The sequence below is a fragment of the Geomonas terrae genome, assembly GCF_004791675.1.
GTDB classification, from domain to species: Bacteria; Desulfobacterota; Desulfuromonadia; order Geobacterales; family Geobacteraceae; genus Geomonas; species Geomonas edaphica.
Window position 1 is genome coordinate 862,682 of sequence record NZ_SRSC01000002.1, and the last position, 18,422, is coordinate 881,103.

An 18,422-nucleotide genomic window follows, 5' to 3' on the forward strand; every position below is an offset into this window, starting at 1 on the left:
CTGGTCTCCTTAGTGATCGTGCCCCTCGATTTCGCCTTTCTGCAATTCCGACTTGAGGACGAAGCCCCCCTTCACCGCCAGGCGTTCACCTTCCTTGAGACCGGAGAGCACCTCGACCATGCCGCCGGAAGCGCGGCCAAGCTGAACCGGGCGCGACTCGAACACCCCTTCCCCCTCGGCGACGAAAACGAGCTTCTTACCTTCCAGTTCCTGGACCGCCTCCTCGGGAACCGCGAGCACCGCTGCCGCGTCAGCCGCTATGGCGAGCTCGACGGTGGCGAACATCTCCGGCTTGAGTTTGCGCCCCGGGTTCGCCACCTCCACCCGGGCCTTTATGGTTCGGGTCGCTTCGTCGACGACGTCGGCGAGGTAAGTGACACGCCCCCGGAACTTGGTATCGGGGAAGGCGTTCACCATCACCGTCGCCGCCTGGCCGCGCCGCACCTTGGCGAGATCTTTTTCGTGAATATCCACCATCACCCAAACCGAGGAGAGGTCGGCGACCGTGTAGAGACTCTTGGCTGGATCGGCGAGTTCGCCTACGATGGCGTGCTTTTCCGTGATGACGCCGGAAATCGGCGAACGAACCGGAAGAATGGGCTTTTTGCCTGCATTGAGATCGCCCGCGGAGACGCCGTACAGCGCCAGGCGTTCCTGGTCGGTGTGCAGTTCCGTCTGTGCGGTCTTATAGTCGGTCTCGGCCTGCAGGATCTCCTTGCGCGCAGCGATCTTCTTGTCCACCAGCACCTTCACCCGGTCCATGTTGGACTGGGCCAGTGAAAGCCGCGTCTTCGACTGGTGGTAGCGGCTTAAAGCCTCCCCGAGTTCGACGCTGTCGAGCGTGGCGAGCACCTGCCCCGCTCCAACGCTGTCCCCCAAGGACGCGCGAACCGCGACGACTTTTCCGGAGATGCGCGGAGAGACGTGGGCGATGCGGTCGGCGTTAGCCTCCACCTTGCCGGTAGCGCTGATCAGACCGGCCATCTGCTGTTTTTTCGCGGCAGCGACGACCACGCCGCTTTGCTTTTGCACCTCTGCGCTCATCTTGACGAGCTTTGCTCCGTGCTCGTCGTGGCCTTCGTGCCCCTTTTCCTCTTTCCCTTCGGCGTGCTCGCTTTTTTCCTCGCCGTGCCCAGCCTCCGCATGTTCCGCGTGCTCTGCTGCCGTGGAGGAGTTGGCCAGCCGGTATGCAACGCCGCCGCAAAGAGCGACAGCCAGAATGAGTCCTATGATGATTCCCTTCTTGTTCACTGCTCACCTCCGTTCATGTCAGCGGCTACCGCCGATTCTAATTTCGCCATGGCCATCTGCCGTGCATGCAGGGCGGTCAGGTAACTGTCGCTTACCTCGAAAAACTTCTTCTGTTCCTCGATCACCGCGAGGATGCCGACCTCGCCCAACCGGTAGGCCTCCTGGGTGAGCGTCAGGTTCTCTTCAAGCTGACGCAGGATGCTTGACTTGTAGAGAGAAACGACCTTTTCCGCGTTGGCGAGGCTCGCCCAGGCGCTCTCCACCTCACGCTCGACGGTGACGGCAGCAGCCTTGGCGCGGATCTCCGCACTGCTGCGCTTCGCCCGCGCCTCCTGCACCCCGGCGCGATTTCGGTCGAACAACGGGATCGGCATGGAAAACTTGAGGCCCACCGTGTAGGCAGTCTCTCTCCCCTCAACGCCGCCAATTTCCATGGAACTCGCCTCGCGAGACAGTGCGACCCCTGCGGTCAAGTTGGGAATCGCCTCGGCTTCAGCGAGCGCCACCTCCGCATCACCTTTACTAGCTGCGGCATCGACCGCCTTAAGGTCAGGGCGACGGTTGAGGGCCAGGCGCTTCAGGTCGGCCAGGTTCGCGACCTTGAAAGTCCAGGCATCGAGGCTCCCGTTCAGCAAAGGCGCTTCGCCGTGAGGGAGAGCGAGCAGGGAGAAGAGTCTTGAACTGGACTCGAGGTAAGCACGGTCGATATCGATGCGGGCTCCCTCACTGCGGGCAAGTTCCACCTGGACCAGGTACATCTCAAGCTCCGGGATATCCCCTGCGTTGAGACGGTCCTCCGCCACCTGGAGCAACTGTTTGTTCAGGTCTATGGAACGGTACGCCAGGGCGAGTCTCTGTCCGGCGAGAAGCGCGTCGTAGTAGGCACCCTGCACCTGCTCCTTGAGGGTACGCTCGCGGTCGAGCACCTGCCAGCGGTACGCTGCCATGTCACGCTCGGCGACAAGACTGCGCTTGTTCCGCTTGTCTCCAAGCAGAAGTTCCTGGGAAATACCGAGGGAGAGGGTGTTGTCGGCACTGCTGCCGGTTAAGGCTCCAGTTGCGCCCTCCACTTCGAGGGTCGGATTGGGAAGCAGTCCGGCGCGCAAGGATGCGGCGTCGAAAATGCCTGCCTCCTTGCGCAAAGAGGTGATATCGGGGTTGTTACTGAGCGCCGTTTCAACGGCCTGGCGCAGAGAAAGGGCCTGCGTTTCAGCCACTACGGGTGAAGCTGCCAAAAGGCAAAGGGCTACGGGCAGAAGAAGCCGCGCTCCCCTGAATGCAGTTGTTCCCAATGGGAAAACCTCCTGATCAGATGATGAAAAATACGAAAATGAACGTGACACGGCATGACTGTCCCGAGAGGGCAAGCCTATGCGTTAGACGCACTACAGCCGTAAAGGGGAATTAGGCGCGCAACTGAGGGGGAACGAACTTGGAGAGAAAAACTTCCGGGAGGAAGGTGAAACGGTCGAAGCTTTTGATGTCTGAAAGAAGGGGAAGGTAGTTGAAAGAGAAAGAACCGAGGTTCAAGGAAAGATGGCAGGCGCAATCGCAGCAGAAATCGCAGTCGGTATGTCCGTCTTCCTCGTCCGCCGGACAACCGGGGAGATCGCACTCGACGCCTTCGTGGGAGACGGTTTGTTCGCAGCTCGCAGCGCTTACGCCAAGTTGCTTGGCATGGGCGCTTTCGCACGTGCCACCCAGGATGAAGCAGAACAGCACCATGAGCAGCAAGGTAGAGATCGATTTAAGTGGCATCAAGTATCGCATCGCGCCGGAAAGATAGCTAAGGAAAGGCGAAGGTGTCAAGGAAAAAGCTGGCAGGAGGAAAGCTTCCCCCTGCCGGCATCGATTAGTCGAAGAGCTCTTCGAGAAATGATTTCTTACGATACGGCTTATGCCCGTGGTGCTGCGCATGGTGATAATCGGGCTGTGGCGCGTACTGTTGCTGTTGCTGTTGCTGTTGATGTTGCTGTTGATGTTGCTGGGGCTGGGGCTGCTGCGGCTGTATTGCAGAGCGCTCTATGATCTTGTCGAGCTCCCCGCGATCAAGCCAAATGCCGCGGCACTGTGGACAGTAGTCGATTTCAATCCCCTGACGTTCAGACATGACAAGGTTCGCGTCGTTGCATACGGGGCACTTCATAGCATCCTCCTTTGTCTTTGCCTCCCGCCAGGGGCGAGAGGGTTGGCGGCAGGCTACTCCCCTGCCCTGTCCGTATCAAGATGCGGCTCATGCAGTTTAACAGGTTTACCCCGCCGCACCCGCAGGTTAAGCATCTCGACCATCACCGAGAAAGCCATCGCGAAATAGATGTACCCCTTGGGGATGTGCATCCCGAAGCCCTCGCCTATGAGCGAAACGCCGATCAAGAGCAGGAAGCTCAGAGCGAGCATCTTGATGGTCGGATGTCTTTCGACGAAGGCGCTGATCTTGCCGGAAAATAGCATCATGAATCCGACTGCGATGACCACGGCCGCGACCATGATGAAGAGCTGGCTCGCCATGCCGATGGCGGTGATGATGGAATCGAGCGAGAAAACGATGTCCAGCAGCAGGATCTGCACGATGACGGCGCCAAAAGTTGCACCCACCTTGGAGGCGTGCACGACCTCTTCGCCTTCGAGCTTCTCGTGAATTTCCATCGTGCTCTTCCAGATGAGGAAGAGACCGCCGCTTAGGAGGATCAGATCACGGCCGGAGATCTCGTTTCCGAAGAGGCTGAAAAGCGGCGTGGTGAGCCCCATGAGCCAGGTAAGCGAGAAGAGAAGCGCCACGCGGATGAACATGGCGAGGCCGAGGCCGGTCAGCCTCGCCTTCTCCTGCTGCGCCGCTGGGAGCTTGCTTGCCTGGATGGAGATGAAGATGATGTTGTCGATGCCGAGCACGATCTCCAGCGCGGTCAGCGTGATGAGAGCCATCCAGACCTGCGGGTCGGTAAACCAGTCCATTTACAGCGTCTCCTTAGAGGCAATTTTTATAGTTCTCCTCCCCCCTCCGGGGGAGGTGTCTTTAACGCCTGACCGCCATCTGCTCGAGGCGTGCGATGCGCTCTTCCATCGGAGGATGCGTGGAGAAGAGTTCCATCAAGCCGCCGCCGGTAAGCGGGTTCACTATGAACATATGCGCCGTTGCGGGTCTCGCCTCCTGCATCGGGAGCTGGTGTGAGGCCATGTGCAGTTTCCTCAAGGCCGAGGCGAGCGCCAGCGGACGGCCACAGATCTCGGCACCGGTGGCGTCGGCTAAGTACTCGCGCGACCTGGAGACGGCCATCTGAATAAGCATCGCGGCGATCGGAGCGATTATCGCCATGGCGAGCGACCCGACCAGTCCGGCGATGCCGCCGCCGTCCTCCTCGTCGCTACGGCCGGCGCCGAACATGGCACCCCACTGCAGCATGTTGCCGATCATGGAGATAGCGCCGGCGAAGGTGGCGGCTATGGTGCCGACCAGGATGTCCCGGTTTTGCACGTGGGCCAGTTCGTGCGCCATTACCCCTTCGAGCTCCTCCGGCGAGAGGATGCGCAGTATCCCTTCCGTCGCGGCAACAGCAGCGTTCTGCGGGTTACGGCCGGTTGCGAAGGCGTTGGGGCTGTCGGAAGGTATGATGTACACCTTCGGCATGGGAAGCCCTGCGCGCATGGCGAGGTTACGTACGAGGTTGTAGAAGGTCGGGTGGTCGTGCTCGCCGATCTCCTGCGCGCCGTACATGCGCAGCACGATCTTGTCCGAGAACCAATAGGAGAAGAAGTTCATGCCAAGGGCGATGACGAAGGCGGTGACAATGCCGGACCGCCCGCCCATAGCGTTACCCATGGTCACCATGAGAACGGTGAGAAGAGCCAGCAGAAATGTCGTTTTGAGTCTTTGCATAGTATTTACCTCTAGATTGAAGATGTCCCGAAGGACTTGTTTCAGCTGAGGGCAAATAAAAAGACCTTTACCCTCGGCATAGTTACCAGGATAAAGGTCTTGTTGGCAGGATGTCTGCCCCGGTTCCGGGTCTTGCGACCGTATTGACGAAACTCGGGTCGGCCATGTCTCCGGCCGATAACTACTCCCCTTTAATGGTACAAAATATAATTTTTCCTATGCCAGTTGTCAAGGGTAATCGGTACAGCACAGACCAAAGTAAAGACACTAAAATCACAACGCAAAGACGCGGAGCCGCAAAGACGCAAAGAGAAGGCAAGCTGTTAAACGGTTTGAAAGTTTACCTTTGCGCCTCTGCGGCTTTGCGTCTTTGCGTTGAAGCCTTTACGGTTCGCACAAAAAAAGCGGCCCCGCCGAAACGGGGCCGCTTTGTACTGCAAGGTCAGGCATTAGTCCATCTTGACGGGGACTTTTGCCCTGAGGACGAACTTGCCGTCCTTGACGTACAGAAGGCTGAGCGGGCTCTTGATCGGCTCGCGGTTTGCCTGCATGCTGATGGTGCCGGAAACGCCTTCGAACTTCTTGGTCTGTGCCAGAGCGGTCTTGAAGGTTTTCGCTTCAACGCTGTTAGCACGCTTCATGGAGTCGACGAGGAGCATCACAGCGTCGTAGCCCTGGGCGTCGAAGAGGCCCGGGAGTTCGCCGTTGTGCTTGGCCTTGAACGCCTCGATGAACTTGGCGGTAGCCGGGGATGCCTGCTCGGTGGAGAAGCCGAGAGCGGACATGGAGCCCTCGACGGCCGGGCCGCCGAGCTCGATGAATTTCGGGGAGAACAGGCCGTCGCCGCCGAACATCGGAGCCTTGAGGCCCTGCTTGCGCGCTTCCTTCATGATGAGAGCGCCTTCGGTGTAGTAGCCGGAGAACAGGATGACGTCCGGCTTCTTAGCCTTGATGTTGGTGATCTGGGCGGAGAAGTCCTTGTCGCCGTCCTTCACTTTCTCGTCAGCTACGATCTTGATGGACGAAACCTTGGCGGCCGCGTCGCGGAAGGTCTGGGAGAGACCAACGGAGTAGTCGTTGTTGTCGGAGGTTACGATAGCAACCTTCTTGAAGCCGAGGTCTTTCGCGAAGTACTCGATGCAGGCCGGGATGGCGATGGAGTCGAGCAGGGTGTCGCGGAAGATGTAGTCGCCTACCTCAACTACGCCCGGGCCGGTTGCGCCGGCGGAGAGGAGGACTACGCCTGCTTTCTGTGCGATCGGAGCGGCAACCTTGGTGATGCCGGTGGTCGGGTCGCCAACGATGGCGGTAACGTTGTCGCGGGAGATGAACTTCTGGGTAACGGATGCACCTTCCTGCTTGTCGCCACGGTTATCAGCCTCGACGATCTCGATCTTCTTGCCGAGAACACCGCCGGCAGCGTTAACCTCGTCGGCAGCCATCTTCATGCCTTCGAGGGTCGGCTTGCCGAACATGGCAACGTCGCCGGTGAGGGCGCCGAGGAAGCCGATCTTCACGGTGTTGCCGGCCGGCTTCGCGGCCTCGGGTGCAGCGGCCTCTTCCTTCTTCTTGCAGCCGAATGCGCCGACTGCGAGCATTGCCACGAGAAGCAATGCACTCATCTTCTTAAAGCTCATGCAGGTACCTCCTAAGTTTGATTGATTACATTGTGCCAGGCTACATTACGTCAACAGAGTCTAGTAGTCACTGTACCTTTGTCAAGACAGTGACATTGAATATTCCCTTCCCGGCACAGGATGTACCGGGAAGGGATGATGAACTAGAAGCTGTAGTTTACGAGGGCTTTCATATCCCAAAGGTTGTCGGAGCCTTTAGCGAAGTAATCACCAACGACGAGGTAGCCACCGCGTACGCCTACAATGACGTTCGGGGAAACCTTGTAGTAGCACTCTGCGTTGAACTCGGTACCGAGGTAGTTGCTGTCGCCTTCATGCCTTGCAACGCCGGTGTCCTTGGCAGTAGCGGCAAAGCCGACGTTAGCAGCGGTAGAGATCTTGTCGCTGAAGTCGTAGTCGTAACCGAGGGTGCCCATGATCACGCCTTCGTTGAAGTTGTTCACGTCGTAGATCAGCGCGTTGTCGATGGTGGTCGCCCACTTGTCACGGCCAAGCATGATCATCTCGGAGTCGTAGAACTGACCGCCTTCGGTAGCGAAGTCCCCACCGTTGGTGGCTACGTAGAAGGCATCTTTCCCGCCGGAAACGTAGAGGAAGTTGGTGCGAGCGGTACCGCCTGCGAGGGCCATTTTAGCAGCCACGTTGAAGGCATAACCTTTGGCATCCATGTCAGCAGTGAGGTCGCCGAACTGCTTGGCAGCAAAGCCGCTGAGAGAAACCGGGCCGATCACGCCTTCAGCATTGAGCCCCAGGGTGTGAACCTTGGTGTCGTTTTTGGTGGTGACGGTAGAAGCGGGGACGAAGTTGGCGTTGTCGAGGAAAATCGGGTTGCCGTTGGCATCGACACCTGCAACATCGCCGGAAGCGTCAACCGTGGTGGAGTTGGTGCGGTTGTCCTTGATGAAGTAGTAGGCAGCGCCGACCTTGAAGTTTTTGCTGACATTGTACTTGGCATCGAGGGAGACCATGTCCTCGGTGTTGTCGCCAAGAACGTTGCCTTTATCGTTGAAACGGAAGAAACCGGCAGACACGCTCGCGTTGGAGTAGTCATGCGAAAGGAGGACACCGGCCATGTCACCGTCAAACAGGATGCCTTTGAGGGAGTCGGTGTTCGGCATCATACCGATTTTTGCGTTGATGGAGGGGTAGTTCAGGTCCAGATAGATGCTCTTTGTCTCCATGTTGACGGTGTCGGCACCAAGAGCGCCACCGCCGCCGCGCGCGTTCACGTAGGAGCTGTTGCCCCAGTAGTTGTAGTCGAACTCGAACTTGGTAACCAGTTTGACATGGTCGTCGGCTTTTGCCGTGTAACCCAGACGCATGCGCTGAACGAAGTAGTTTGCGGTATCAGAGTTTTTTTCAACGACCCCGGTGCTGGCAAAGTTGCCGGTATCGAAGAAGGTGGTGAACGCGCCGGTGAACTGGTTCTCGAGAGCGAGAGCGGGGACTGCGGATGCTGCGGTGAGAGCTGCTGCTACTGCAACTACAAGCTTCTTGTTCTTCATTACTGCCTCCTCGTTGTTTTAGTGAATTGCAATTCCAGCGTGTGAAACGGTACTACGGTAAGTCAGAAGAAGACCTATCACCCCTTTCCTGTTGCTGAAGTAAATTACACCGGATACAAAAACTGGCCCCTACTGACGCAGGGGCCAGTTAAATTACAAAATCTGGCTCAGGAACAACTTGGCGCGCTCGTGCGTTGGCTGCGTGAAGAAGTGCTCTGGCGTCCCCTCCTCCACGATGCGACCAGCGTCCATGAAAATGACGCGGTCCGCCACTTCGCGCGCGAAACCCATCTCGTGCGTTACGACGGCCATGGTCATGCCTTCTTTAGCGAGGTCCTTCATGACGTCGAGAACTTCACCGATCATCTCCGGGTCAAGCGCAGAGGTCGGCTCGTCGAAGAGCATCAGTTTCGGCTCCATGGCGAGCGAACGCGCGATGGCAACACGCTGCTGCTGACCGCCGGAGAGCTTGCCCGGATAGGACTTCGCCTTGGAAGCAAGGCCAACGCGCTCGAGAAGCGCCATTGCCTTCTCCTCCGCCTCATGTCTGGAGCGCTTGCGCACCACGATCTGGGCGAGGGTCAGGTTGTCGAGCACGGTCTTGTGCGGGAACAGGTTGAAGGACTGGAACACCATACCCACCTCTTCACGCACCTTGGTAATGTCCGTTTTCGGGTCGTAGAGGTCCATGCCGTCGACGACGATGCTGCCGCGGTCGATTTCCTCAAGACGGTTGATGGAACGAAGCAGCGTGGACTTCCCGGAGCCGGAGGGACCGATGATGACCACCTTTTCGCCGTCGTACACATCCAGGGAGACTCGGTCAAGGGCACGGAAGGAACCGTAGACCTTGATGATCTCTTTTGCCTCTACCATTTTCCTGCGGTTATTTGTTGACACTGACACGCTCCTCCATAACGCCGATGATCTTCGAGAAGAACAAGGTGATGATCAGGTAAATCAGCGCGATGACCGTGTAGGTCTCGAAATAGGTGAAGGATTCGGAGGCATACTCGCGGCCCCGACGCAAAAGGTCGGCGACGGCGATGATGGAGACGAGCGAAGAGTCTTTCAAGAGCGCGATGAACTCGTTGCCTACTGGCGGCAGGATGACCTTGACCGCCTGCGGCAAAATGACGTGGATCATGGCCTGACGGCCGTTCATCCCGAGGGAGAGAGCCGCCTCGCGCTGCCCCTTCGCAATCGACTCGATCCCCGCACGGACCACCTCGCCCATGTATGCGCCATAACAAACGGCCATGGCGATGATGGCGGAAAGGATGGCGGGAACCTTCACGATATTGCCGAGTGCATAGTAGATATAGAAGATCTGCACCAGCAGCGGGATACCGCGGATGATCTCGACGTAGAGAGAGGCGACGCCGTTGAAGAAGCGGTTCTTGGAGATGCGGCCCAAACCGGTGATGAGGCCGATGACGATGGCCAGAACGATCGCCCCGAGGGTCACCTGGAAGGTAACTGCGATGCCGTCGGGAACGAACTTGAGAATCTCGAGGTACGGGTCGGGTTTGGAGTATGCCAGGTAAGAGATGGTGCCGATGGCGCCAAAAAACGCGATACGCCACGCGGTGAACAGACCGCGGTCGCTCTTACGGGGGATGGCCGCGCCGTCCCCTACATCAATGATCTGCTTCTTTGCTTCAATGCTCATGCTTTCTTCTGACCGTCCTGCGCCGGCATAACTTGTCGGCTTGTGTATTTGCTGCTCGGATCCTGCTCTGCCCGTAAATCGAAGAAAGCTCCTGCAGAAGCGGCCAACATGAGGCCATTCATTCCGCAGGAGCTTTTTCAGGTGTTATTTAAGCTGCCACTTCTTCTTGAGCTGTGCGTCGATCTTCTTCTTCTGGACGGCTGCGATGCCTTTGTTCAACTGCGCGACCAGTTCCTTGTTGCCCTTCTTCACGACGATGCCGTAGGCTTCCTTGGTGAAGGACTTGCCGACGATCTTGAACTTGCTGCTGTACTCTTTCTTCTGCAGCGCGTAGGTGATGGCGGTCGGCTCGTCGCAAACGACACCGGCGATGCGGCCGGCAGCCATGTCCTCAAAAGCCAGACCCACTTCGTCATAGGTCTTCAGCTCGACGCCGGCAACCTTCTTGACCTCCATCGCACCGGTGGTGCCGATCTGGGCGCCGAGCTTCTTGCCCTTCAGGTCAGCGATCTTGGTCCCCTTCTCAGCCTTGGGAACAACGAGGATCTGACCGATCTGTACGTAAGGAACGGTGAAATCGTACTTCGCCTGACGCTCGGGGGTGATGGTAACCGAAGAGATGATGGCATCGTACTGGCCGGCTTCAACCCCGGCGAAGATGCCGTCCCAAGCGGTGTTCTTTACGGTAACCTGAAGACCGGCCTCTTTGGCGACGGCGTTGATGAAGTCGATGTCGAAACCAACGACCTTCTTGTTGGCATCCACGAACTCCATCGGCGGCCAGGTCGCGTCGGACGCAACGGTGATCGCCTTCTTGGGAGCGGCGAATGCCGCGGACGCAACGCAGAGCCCCAGAGCCAGTACTGCAGTCAGAATACGAAGTGATTTCATGTTTCCTCCTTAATCGGGTTTAATATTAGGCGGAGTACACCATTTAGCTTTATCGCCGCATACTTTTAAAGGTATTCCACACTCTTGTCAACCACTTATTAATTAGGGATTGCGCTGGTTTTAAGCCCATGTTAACTTGTCATACCACAATTTAGTGAATTCAAGGTTTTATGAGGTCAAAATTACTTTGGGATCTGTCAAAAAAATTCGTGCTGGTATACTCCTTTTGATAACGACGTTCTTCTGGGGCGTCACCTTTACCGTGGTGAAGGACGCGATCAGCCAGGTAGACGTATTCGTTTTTCTGGCTCAGCGTTTCCTTTTTGCGACGGCGATCATGCTTCCTCTAGCCTTGGTTCGGGTCAATAAGATCAACTCCAGAACCCTTAGCCATGGTGCCATCCTCGGAGTCCTGCTGTTTGCTTCTTACGCCTTCCAGACTGTAGCCCTGAAGTACACCAGTGCATCGAATACCGGCTTTCTTACCGGGCTAAGCGTCTTACTCGTGCCGCTTTTCGGCGCAGCGATCTTCAGGCATTCCATCGGCAGCGGCATCAGATGGGGTGTCGGTCTTGCCACACCCGGTCTTTTCCTTCTCTGCACCGACGGCAGCCTGAGCTTCAACCGGGGCGACGTCCTCGGTGCCATCTGCGGCGCCTGCGTCGCGCTGCACCTGCTTTACACGAGCCACTTCGCCCGGCATGCCGGTAACGACGTCTACCTCCTCACCACCTTGCAGCTCACCGTGGTCGGTCTTCTGAGTCTGGCCTCCGCGTCCTTTCGCGGCAAGGAGGTCTTCATCTGGCACCCGGAACTCCTCTGGACCTTGGTAGTCTGCGTGCTGATCGCGACCATCTTCGCCTTTTTGGTGCAGACCACCATGCAGAAGTTCATCAGCCCTGCTCACACCGCGCTCATCTTCTGCACCGAACCGGTCTTCGCCGCAGCATATGCGTATTACGCCGCAGGAGAAAGGCTCGGGGTCTTCGGCCTGATCGGAGCGGTCCTCATCCTTGCAGGGATGATCGTTTCGGAACTGCTCCCTGACGGGGCCCAAAGCGATGACGCCGTCACGGTGGCAGCGGAAGGTTGAACCGGCACTTGGCTGTTGACAGAGTTTCGTGGTTGTAATAATTCTTTCAGTCCGGCCAGACTCAATCACACGCACGTGCGGCTTATGCCGCGTAAGAAGGGGAAACTATGATCAACTCGGGAGACCACAGCGAGCTCAAGCATCATTTTGCCAGCGATAACTACGCAGGGATCTGCAGCGAAGCGTGGCAGGCGATGGCCGAGGCGAACAGCGGACTCGCCAGCTCCTACGGGGACGACCGCTGGACCGCACAGGCCTGCGAGAAGATCCGTGAAGTCTTTGAGAAGGACTGCGAGGTCTTTTTCGTTTTCAACGGCACCGCGGCCAACTCTCTTGCCCTCGCCTCGCTGTGCCAGTCATACCACTCCATCGTCTGCCACGAGATGGCGCACATAGAAACCGACGAGTGCGGCGCCACCGAGTTCTTCTCGAACGGCACCAAGGTGCTGCTGGTTCCCGGTGAGAACGGCAAGATCGACCTTGATGCCGTGGAGCATACCATCACGAAGCGTAGCGACATTCACTACCCGAAGGCCCGTGCCCTGAGCATCACCCAGGCGACCGAACTTGGGACCCTCTACTCTCTTGATGAGCTGCAGGCGATCGGGGAGTTAGCCAGAAAGTACAACCTGAGAGTGCACATGGACGGCGCCCGTTTCGCTAACGCGGTGGCGTCCATGAACGTCGCCCCCAAGGAGATCACCTGGCAGGCAGGCGTCGACGTCCTTACCTTCGGGGGGACCAAGAACGGCTTCGCCGTCGGTGAGGCGGTGGTCTTCTTCAACAAGGAACTCGCCAACGAATTCGATTACCGCTGCAAGCAGGCGGGACAACTCGCCTCGAAGATGCGCTTCCTTACCGCCCCCTGGATCGGCATGCTCGACAGCGGAGCCTGGCTCAGGAACGCGGCCCACGCCAACAGTTGCGCGAGACTCCTCGCCAACGAGATCAAGAAGATCCCCCAGGTGCGCATCATGTTCGAAAGCCAGGCCAACTCGGTCTTCCTCGAAATGGCACCCGAAGCACTGGAAGCGCTGCGCGCCAAGGGGTGGCACTTCTACACCTTCATCGGCTCCGGTGGCGCACGGTTCATGTGCTCGTGGGACACCAGGGTTGAAGAAGTCGCCCGGCTCGTCGCCGACATCAAGGCCTCGGTCGCCTAGCTGATCTCAAAAACCGGGCGATTCAACAGATTTCCGACAAAACTTGAAACATTTTGGTCGGAATCTATCAAGTTTTGAAAAAACCTGACAGATTTCAGCTCAAATCTTTCAATTTTTTGAAAAACTTGTCATATTCCGGGCAGAATATGCTAACTTTTTGAAAAACTTGTCATATTTCGTGCGAAATATGGCAACTTTAAAAAAAACTTGTCCTGTTCCAGGGAAAACTCGTCGTATTCCGGGCAGAATGTATCAACTTCCTTTTGCAGGGTAATTTATTTAATCACGACCCTGCAAAATTTGCCCGACCCGTCGCCGCCACGCAGGCTTCGGGCATCAGATAAAAAAGGGGACGCCGATTTCGGCGTCCCCTTTTTTGTTCCTCAGATAATAATTCATGCATTGAAGCCTAGGAACACGGCTCAACTGCGGACCTGATCGAAATCCAACTGGTGCGCCTTCGTGAAGTAGCGCCGATAGCCCTGGAGAACGATAAGGTAGGCGGTTATGGCCACGGCTCCCGTAATGGCGCACATGATGGCCACCTGGTAGCGCACCGCCACCATCGGTTCCGTCCCGGAGAGGATCTGCCCGGTCATCATTCCCGGCAGGGAGACGATTCCCATCGCTGCCATGGTGTTGACCGTGGGCATGATAGCCGCCTTGAACGCGTTTCGTAGCGCAGGCCTCGACGCCTGGCGCGCGCTCGCCCCCAGACAAAGGGCGGTCTCAATCTCCTCGCGTCGCTCCCGCATCTCGGACCCGAGCCGCTCAGCAGCGAGGCTCGCTCCGTTCATCGAGTTGCCGATGATCATACCGGCAAGCGGAATCAGGTAGCGAGGGTCGTACCAAGGGGAGTAATGCACCACTAGGGTGCAAAAAAGGAAGGTGACGCTCCCGCAGCCGATGAGGAGCGAAACGCCGACCACGCGGTAAAAGCGCGGTACTTTCGTTTTGATGCGGCCGCCGATCACCTGCAGGGAGAAGACTCCCATAAGAAGCAGTATGGCGAGTACCGGCAGCGGACTCTTTACCGCGAAGATGAAGTGCAGCAGATAGCCAACGGCAAGAAGCTGGAACACCATGCGCAACGAAGCCCACAGCATCTGACCTTCCTGCCCGATCCTCTTCAACCGGGCGAGCACCACCGCGACAAGCACCAAACCATAGGCAACGAGCAGGTCCAGCAGGCTTAAATTCACCAGTCCCTGATTATCCATTTACCCCTCCTGATCGAGCGGTTCAGCGAGAAAGGCTCTCAATGCCGCCGTCTTCGGGTGAGCCAGGAGTTCCGCAGCCCTTCCCTCTTCCAGGATGCGCCCGGCCTCAAGGTAGAAACAGTAGTCGGCAACCTTTTGCGTCAGGCGCAAATCATGCGTCACCATGATCATGGTGATGTTTTTCCCGCGGGCAATTTCACGCAGCGTCGACGCCAGTTCGTCCGACGTTCTGCGATCGAGTGCACTGGTCGGCTCGTCCAGAAGGATGACTTGAGGTTTGGTGATCAAAGCACGCGCCACGCCTACCCTTTGTTGCTGCCCAAGACTCAGAGACCTGGCGCCTCGTTCCAGCAGTTCCGGGTCCAGTTTAGCGAGCGACAGCACCTCCAGGACCTCGGAACTGCCCGCCCCCGGAGGTGGCTCCTGCCGATAAATGAAGGGCATCTGCAGGTTGTCCAGGACCGTCCCGTCGAACATGAAAGGCTTCTGCGGCACGAGAGCCACCAGACGCCTAAGTTCAAGGGGGTCAAGCGTCGCTATATCCTTTCCGTCAAGTTCGATGCGCCCTTCACCGGGCTCGGTCAGACGGTTGATCAGACGAATGAGGGTACTCTTGCCGCCACCGGAAGGGCCGATGATGGCGGTGATTTCGCCGGACTTCGCGCAAAAGGAAACCGAATCGAGCAACCGCACGCGTCCACCATCGGATCGGCGCCCGAAATATGACACATTTTTTAGTTGAACCGAACAGACGGGGGAACTGTCCACAGCTTTCTCCTTCCCTACAGAAAAAGCACGGAGTGCGGCGCACCGTGCTTTTCGAACCTCATCGTCAAGTTGTCCTCTCGGAGAGACTAACCGATAGAAGCGAGTTCCAGCCTGCCGCCCCAGCGCAGCATCAACTCTCCACAGAGCCTTTCGTGCCCCGGCATGCTCAACTCCGGATCATGCTCCACCAGTGCGAAGGCTTCTTTCCTTGCCTGTTCTAGAACACCGCCGTCGCGCAGGATGTCCGCCACGCGCAACTCGGGAAGCCCCGCCTGACGCGTACCCAGAAAGTCTCCCGGACCCCGGATCTGCAGGTCCGCCTCGGCGATGACGAAGCCGTCCGAACTCTTTACCATCACCTCGAGCCTCTTCTGCCCGTCTTCGGAGAGCCTGTCCCCGGCTAGCAGGATGCAGCGTGAGCGCTCGCTGCCGCGCCCTACCCTACCGCGCAACTGATGCAGCTGCGACAGGCCGAAACGCTCGGCGTGCTCGATCACCATCACGGTCGCGTTGGGGACGTCGATCCCCACCTCGATTACCGTGGTGGAGACGAGGATGTCGGTTTCACCCGCCTTGAATCCCTTCATAACCGCCTCTTTCTCGGCGGCACTCATCCGCCCGTGCAGGACAGCGACACGCAGGTCAGGAAAAACCTCCTGCGCCAGGTGATCGGCCATCTGCACGGCAGCCTTCAGGTCGATCTTTTCCGATTCCTCGACGAGGGGATAGATGACGTAGGCCTGCCTTCCCTTCTGCGCCTCCTCGCGTACCAGCGAGTAGACCTCGCGACGGCGCGATTCGCGCACCATCCGGGTCTCGATCGGCGTGCGTCCCGGGGGGAGCTCGTCAATCACGGAGAGGGAGAGATCGCCGAAGACAGTCATGGAGAGGGTGCGCGGGATTGGTGTCGCGGTCATGACGAGGATGTCGGGATTCCCTCCCTTTTTCTTCAAGAGGGCGCGCTGTACCACGCCGAAGCGGTGCTGCTCGTCGATGATGCCAAGACCCAGTCGGTGAAACTCCACCTTGTCCTGGATCATGGCGTGTGTGCCGACCACGATCCGGGTCTCACCGGAGGCGATTTTGCCCAGCGTGTCACCCTTCCCCTTGATGCTGGCGGTCAAAAGCGCAACGCTGATGCCGAGCTGCTCGCAGAAGCGGTGGATGTTCAGGTAGTGCTGTTCGGCCAGAAGCTCGGTCGGGGCCATGATGGCCACCTGGTACTCGTTCTCGACGCTGACGAGCGCGGCCATGAGGGCGACCAGCGTTTTCCCGCAGCCGACATCCCCCTGCACCAGGCGGTGCATCGGGTGCGGCGCCATCATGTCCTCCTTGATCTCGGAGAGGACGCGTTTCTGTGCGCCGGTCAGGCTGAAGGGGAGGAGCTTCAAAAGCTCCTTGGTATAACGGTGGGTCACCTGGAAGCTGATGCCGTCCTCGAGCGCGATGCCCCGCTTTTTCATGGCGAGCCCAAGTTGCAGGAAGAAAAGCTCGTCAAAGGCGAGTGAGCGGTGCGCCCTGGAGCGGCCGCTGTTCATCTCGGCGATGGCGGCGGAGGGATCAGGCTGGTGGGCCTCCCGAAGCGCCACGGGAAGACTCAAAAGGTGATGCCGGTGCAGCATCGCCTCGGGGAGCGCTTCCTTCACGTAACGGCTGTAGCGCGGCACCGCCTCGCGCATGATGCGGCGCATCACCTTCTGGCTCACCCCCTCGGTGAGCGGGTAGACGGGGAGGATGCGGCCGAAATTCTCCGGGTCGCGCGCCATGACCTCTTCGATCCCCTCCCCCTCCCCGGCCCATTCCACCTCGGGGTGGTGCATCTCGCGTTGGAACCCGAACTGGTGCACGTCGCCGATGAAAATGCCGCGCCGGCCCGGCGTGAACTGTTTTTTCAGGAAGTTCGGCTGGAAATTGAACCACTTGAGCGGCATGCTGCCGCTCTCGTCCCTGACGATCGCCTCGAAGTAGCGCCTGCCGCCCTTGGTTACCTGCGCCTCGGCAGAGACCACGGTCGCGAAGAAGGCCTCACTGTTCCCCGGGCGCAGCTCCGCAATACACTTCAACTGGCGCCGGTCCTCGTAGCGGTGCGGCAGCAGGTAGAGGGCGTCCTCGACCGTCACGATCCCTTTCTTGGCGAAAAGATCGGCGAGCTTAGGCCCCACCCCTTTTATGGCGGTCATTGGGGTTTTCAACTCTTCCGGTAGTGACACGGTTGCGGGAGTTGCTTTCAGCGATGTGGGAGGCGGAACTGCAGAGGCGCTTGTCTTGGGCTTTGCGGCGTCCTGTGCCGGAAGCTGCCTGCTGACGCGCAGGGCGCCGTCGACGACCTCGACGCTGACCCGGTCGCCCGGACGCAGCTGCAGGGCATTCCTGAGCTCTTCCGGAAGTTTAAGGGACCCGTCTGGCGCGAGTGTTATGATCGGCATGGGAGGAAAAGGAAAGCGCCCGGCGGTTGTATCCACCGGGCGCCTTTGTTGTTAAGCGAAGATCTTGTTGAGGTCGTTGACGATGTCGTCCACGTTGATGCCGTGGGCCGCGCATCCCTGCTCCAGGGACTCGTTCTGAGCGCCCATGCAGCCGATGCAGCCGAGGTTGTATTTGGCAAGCACCTTGACGACGTCCGGGTGCATCCTCATCACTGCGGCAAAAGTCATATCCTTGGTTACCTGAGCCATGTAAATCCTCCTGTTACGCGCGAAGCGTTTGGTTTGCGTTGCCCGACGGGAGCGTCCCGCCCTTTTGGTCAAGCCGTCTGCCGCGCGACGCCACGCTGCGCAGCGCGAGACTGCCGGTCCATCTATTCGTAGCGGATCTCAATGATCTCGTATTCCTTCATGCCGGAGGGGACACTGACGCGGACGGTATCGTCCAGCTTGTGCCCGATGAGCGCCTTTCCTACCGGGGAGGTACAGGAAATCTTGCCCAGCTTGATGTCGGCCTCGTCCTCGCCGACGATCTTGTAGGTGACTTCCTCCTCGGTGGCGGTGTCATACATGGTGATCGTGGCACCGAAGACGACCTTGTCCGGCTTCAGGTTGGAGAGGTCAACGACGTATGCCCTCGCCAGTTTGTCCTGCAGTTCCAGGATGCGCCCCTCGATGAAACCCTGACGGTTCTTGGCCGCATCGTACTCGGCATTCTCGGAAAGGTCGCCGTGCGCCCTCGCCTCGGCGATATCCTGGATCACCTTCGGGCGTTCTTCCTTAATAAGGCGTTTCAGGTCCTCCTGGAGGACCTCGTAACTCTCCTTGGTCAATGGAACGGTCTGAGAGACATCGCTTCTGCTCCTTGTGAACTTATAGGGGGGCCTGGCGGCCCCCCCGTTGCACTGCTAGCTGGATTTGCAAA

The 18,422-nt window shown here is 58.4% G+C and carries 18 protein-coding genes; 2 read left to right on the forward strand and 16 right to left on the reverse strand.

From position 1 onward, the window contains the following. Positions 1–9: 9 nt before the first annotated feature. The 11 genes from E4633_RS10950 to E4633_RS11000 all read right to left on the reverse strand — a co-directional run bounded on the left by E4633_RS10950 (position 10) and on the right by E4633_RS11000 (position 10,830). Positions 10–1,251: an efflux RND transporter periplasmic adaptor subunit gene (locus tag E4633_RS10950; protein ID WP_135870272.1), complete on the reverse strand. Its 1,242-nt coding sequence runs from the start codon at positions 1,249–1,251 to the stop codon at positions 10–12. Beyond that, on the reverse strand, positions 1,248–2,543 hold the full coding sequence (locus tag E4633_RS10955; RefSeq protein WP_135870273.1) for a TolC family protein: 1,296 nt from the start codon (positions 2,541–2,543) through the stop codon (positions 1,248–1,250). The genes E4633_RS10950 and E4633_RS10955 overlap by 4 nt, the downstream gene beginning before the upstream one ends. A gap of 112 nt (positions 2,544–2,655) precedes the next feature. Further along, positions 2,656–3,009 carry a hypothetical protein gene (locus E4633_RS10960; RefSeq protein ID WP_135870274.1) on the reverse strand — a complete coding sequence of 118 codons (354 nt, stop codon included), beginning with the start codon at positions 3,007–3,009 and terminating at the stop codon, positions 2,656–2,658. Positions 3,010–3,103: 94 nt separating this feature from the next. After that, entirely contained in the window at positions 3,104–3,397 is a 294-nt protein-coding gene (locus E4633_RS10965) for a TFIIB-type zinc ribbon-containing protein (protein WP_135870275.1), read from the reverse strand. A gap of 53 nt (positions 3,398–3,450) precedes the next feature. Beyond that, the gene (locus E4633_RS10970) at positions 3,451–4,203 is read right to left on the reverse strand and encodes a TerC family protein (RefSeq protein WP_135870276.1); all 753 of its coding nucleotides are present in this window, start codon (positions 4,201–4,203) and stop codon (positions 3,451–3,453) included. Positions 4,204–4,264: 61 nt separating this feature from the next. Further along, positions 4,265–5,125, reverse strand: coding sequence for a zinc metalloprotease HtpX (gene htpX / locus E4633_RS10975; RefSeq protein WP_135870277.1), 861 nt, complete (start codon positions 5,123–5,125; stop codon positions 4,265–4,267). Positions 5,126–5,574: 449 nt separating this feature from the next. After that, positions 5,575–6,762 carry an ABC transporter substrate-binding protein gene (locus E4633_RS10980; RefSeq protein WP_135870278.1) on the reverse strand — a complete coding sequence of 396 codons (1,188 nt, stop codon included), beginning with the start codon at positions 6,760–6,762 and terminating at the stop codon, positions 5,575–5,577. Between the two features lie 143 nt (positions 6,763–6,905). Further along, a complete protein-coding gene (locus E4633_RS10985; RefSeq protein ID WP_135870279.1) occupies positions 6,906–8,267 on the reverse strand; it encodes an alginate export family protein in 1,362 nt (453 codons plus the stop codon). Between the two features lie 153 nt (positions 8,268–8,420). Next, on the reverse strand, positions 8,421–9,167 hold the full coding sequence (locus E4633_RS10990) for an amino acid ABC transporter ATP-binding protein (protein WP_162604973.1): 747 nt from the start codon (positions 9,165–9,167) through the stop codon (positions 8,421–8,423). Next, a complete protein-coding gene (locus tag E4633_RS10995; protein ID WP_135870280.1) occupies positions 9,154–9,939 on the reverse strand; it encodes an amino acid ABC transporter permease in 786 nt (261 codons plus the stop codon). Before E4633_RS10995 ends, E4633_RS10990 begins: the two co-directional genes overlap by 14 nt. Before the next feature lie 144 nt (positions 9,940–10,083). Next, positions 10,084–10,830 (reverse strand): basic amino acid ABC transporter substrate-binding protein, encoded by a 747-nt coding sequence (locus E4633_RS11000; RefSeq protein ID WP_135870281.1) that lies wholly within the window; start codon positions 10,828–10,830, stop codon positions 10,084–10,086. Between the two features lie 226 nt (positions 10,831–11,056). On the opposite strand from E4633_RS11000, the gene E4633_RS11005 reads away from it, so the two are divergent. Together E4633_RS11005 and E4633_RS11010 are read left to right on the forward strand one after the other, a co-directional pair. After that, positions 11,057–11,923: a DMT family transporter gene (locus E4633_RS11005; protein ID WP_246038036.1), complete on the forward strand. Its 867-nt coding sequence runs from the start codon at positions 11,057–11,059 to the stop codon at positions 11,921–11,923. Positions 11,924–12,030: 107 nt separating this feature from the next. Next, positions 12,031–13,086: a threonine aldolase family protein gene (locus E4633_RS11010; protein ID WP_135870283.1), complete on the forward strand. Its 1,056-nt coding sequence runs from the start codon at positions 12,031–12,033 to the stop codon at positions 13,084–13,086. A gap of 422 nt (positions 13,087–13,508) precedes the next feature. Here E4633_RS11010 and E4633_RS11015 read toward each other — a convergent pair whose 3' ends face one another. The 5 genes from E4633_RS11015 to greA all read right to left on the reverse strand — a co-directional run bounded on the left by E4633_RS11015 (position 13,509) and on the right by greA (position 18,330). Next, a complete protein-coding gene (locus E4633_RS11015; protein ID WP_135870284.1) occupies positions 13,509–14,306 on the reverse strand; it encodes an ABC transporter permease in 798 nt (265 codons plus the stop codon). Then, positions 14,307–14,999, reverse strand: coding sequence for an ABC transporter ATP-binding protein (locus E4633_RS11020; RefSeq protein WP_246038037.1), 693 nt, complete (start codon positions 14,997–14,999; stop codon positions 14,307–14,309). Positions 15,000–15,160: 161 nt separating this feature from the next. Next, on the reverse strand, positions 15,161–17,500 hold the full coding sequence (recG, locus tag E4633_RS11025; protein WP_135870458.1) for an ATP-dependent DNA helicase RecG: 2,340 nt from the start codon (positions 17,498–17,500) through the stop codon (positions 15,161–15,163). Between the two features lie 51 nt (positions 17,501–17,551). Continuing rightward, a complete protein-coding gene (locus E4633_RS11030) occupies positions 17,552–17,749 on the reverse strand; it encodes a DUF1858 domain-containing protein (RefSeq protein WP_135870286.1) in 198 nt (65 codons plus the stop codon). Positions 17,750–17,871: 122 nt separating this feature from the next. After that, positions 17,872–18,330, reverse strand: coding sequence for a transcription elongation factor GreA (greA, locus tag E4633_RS11035; protein WP_135870287.1), 459 nt, complete (start codon positions 18,328–18,330; stop codon positions 17,872–17,874). Between the last annotated feature and the right edge of the window lie 92 nt (positions 18,331–18,422).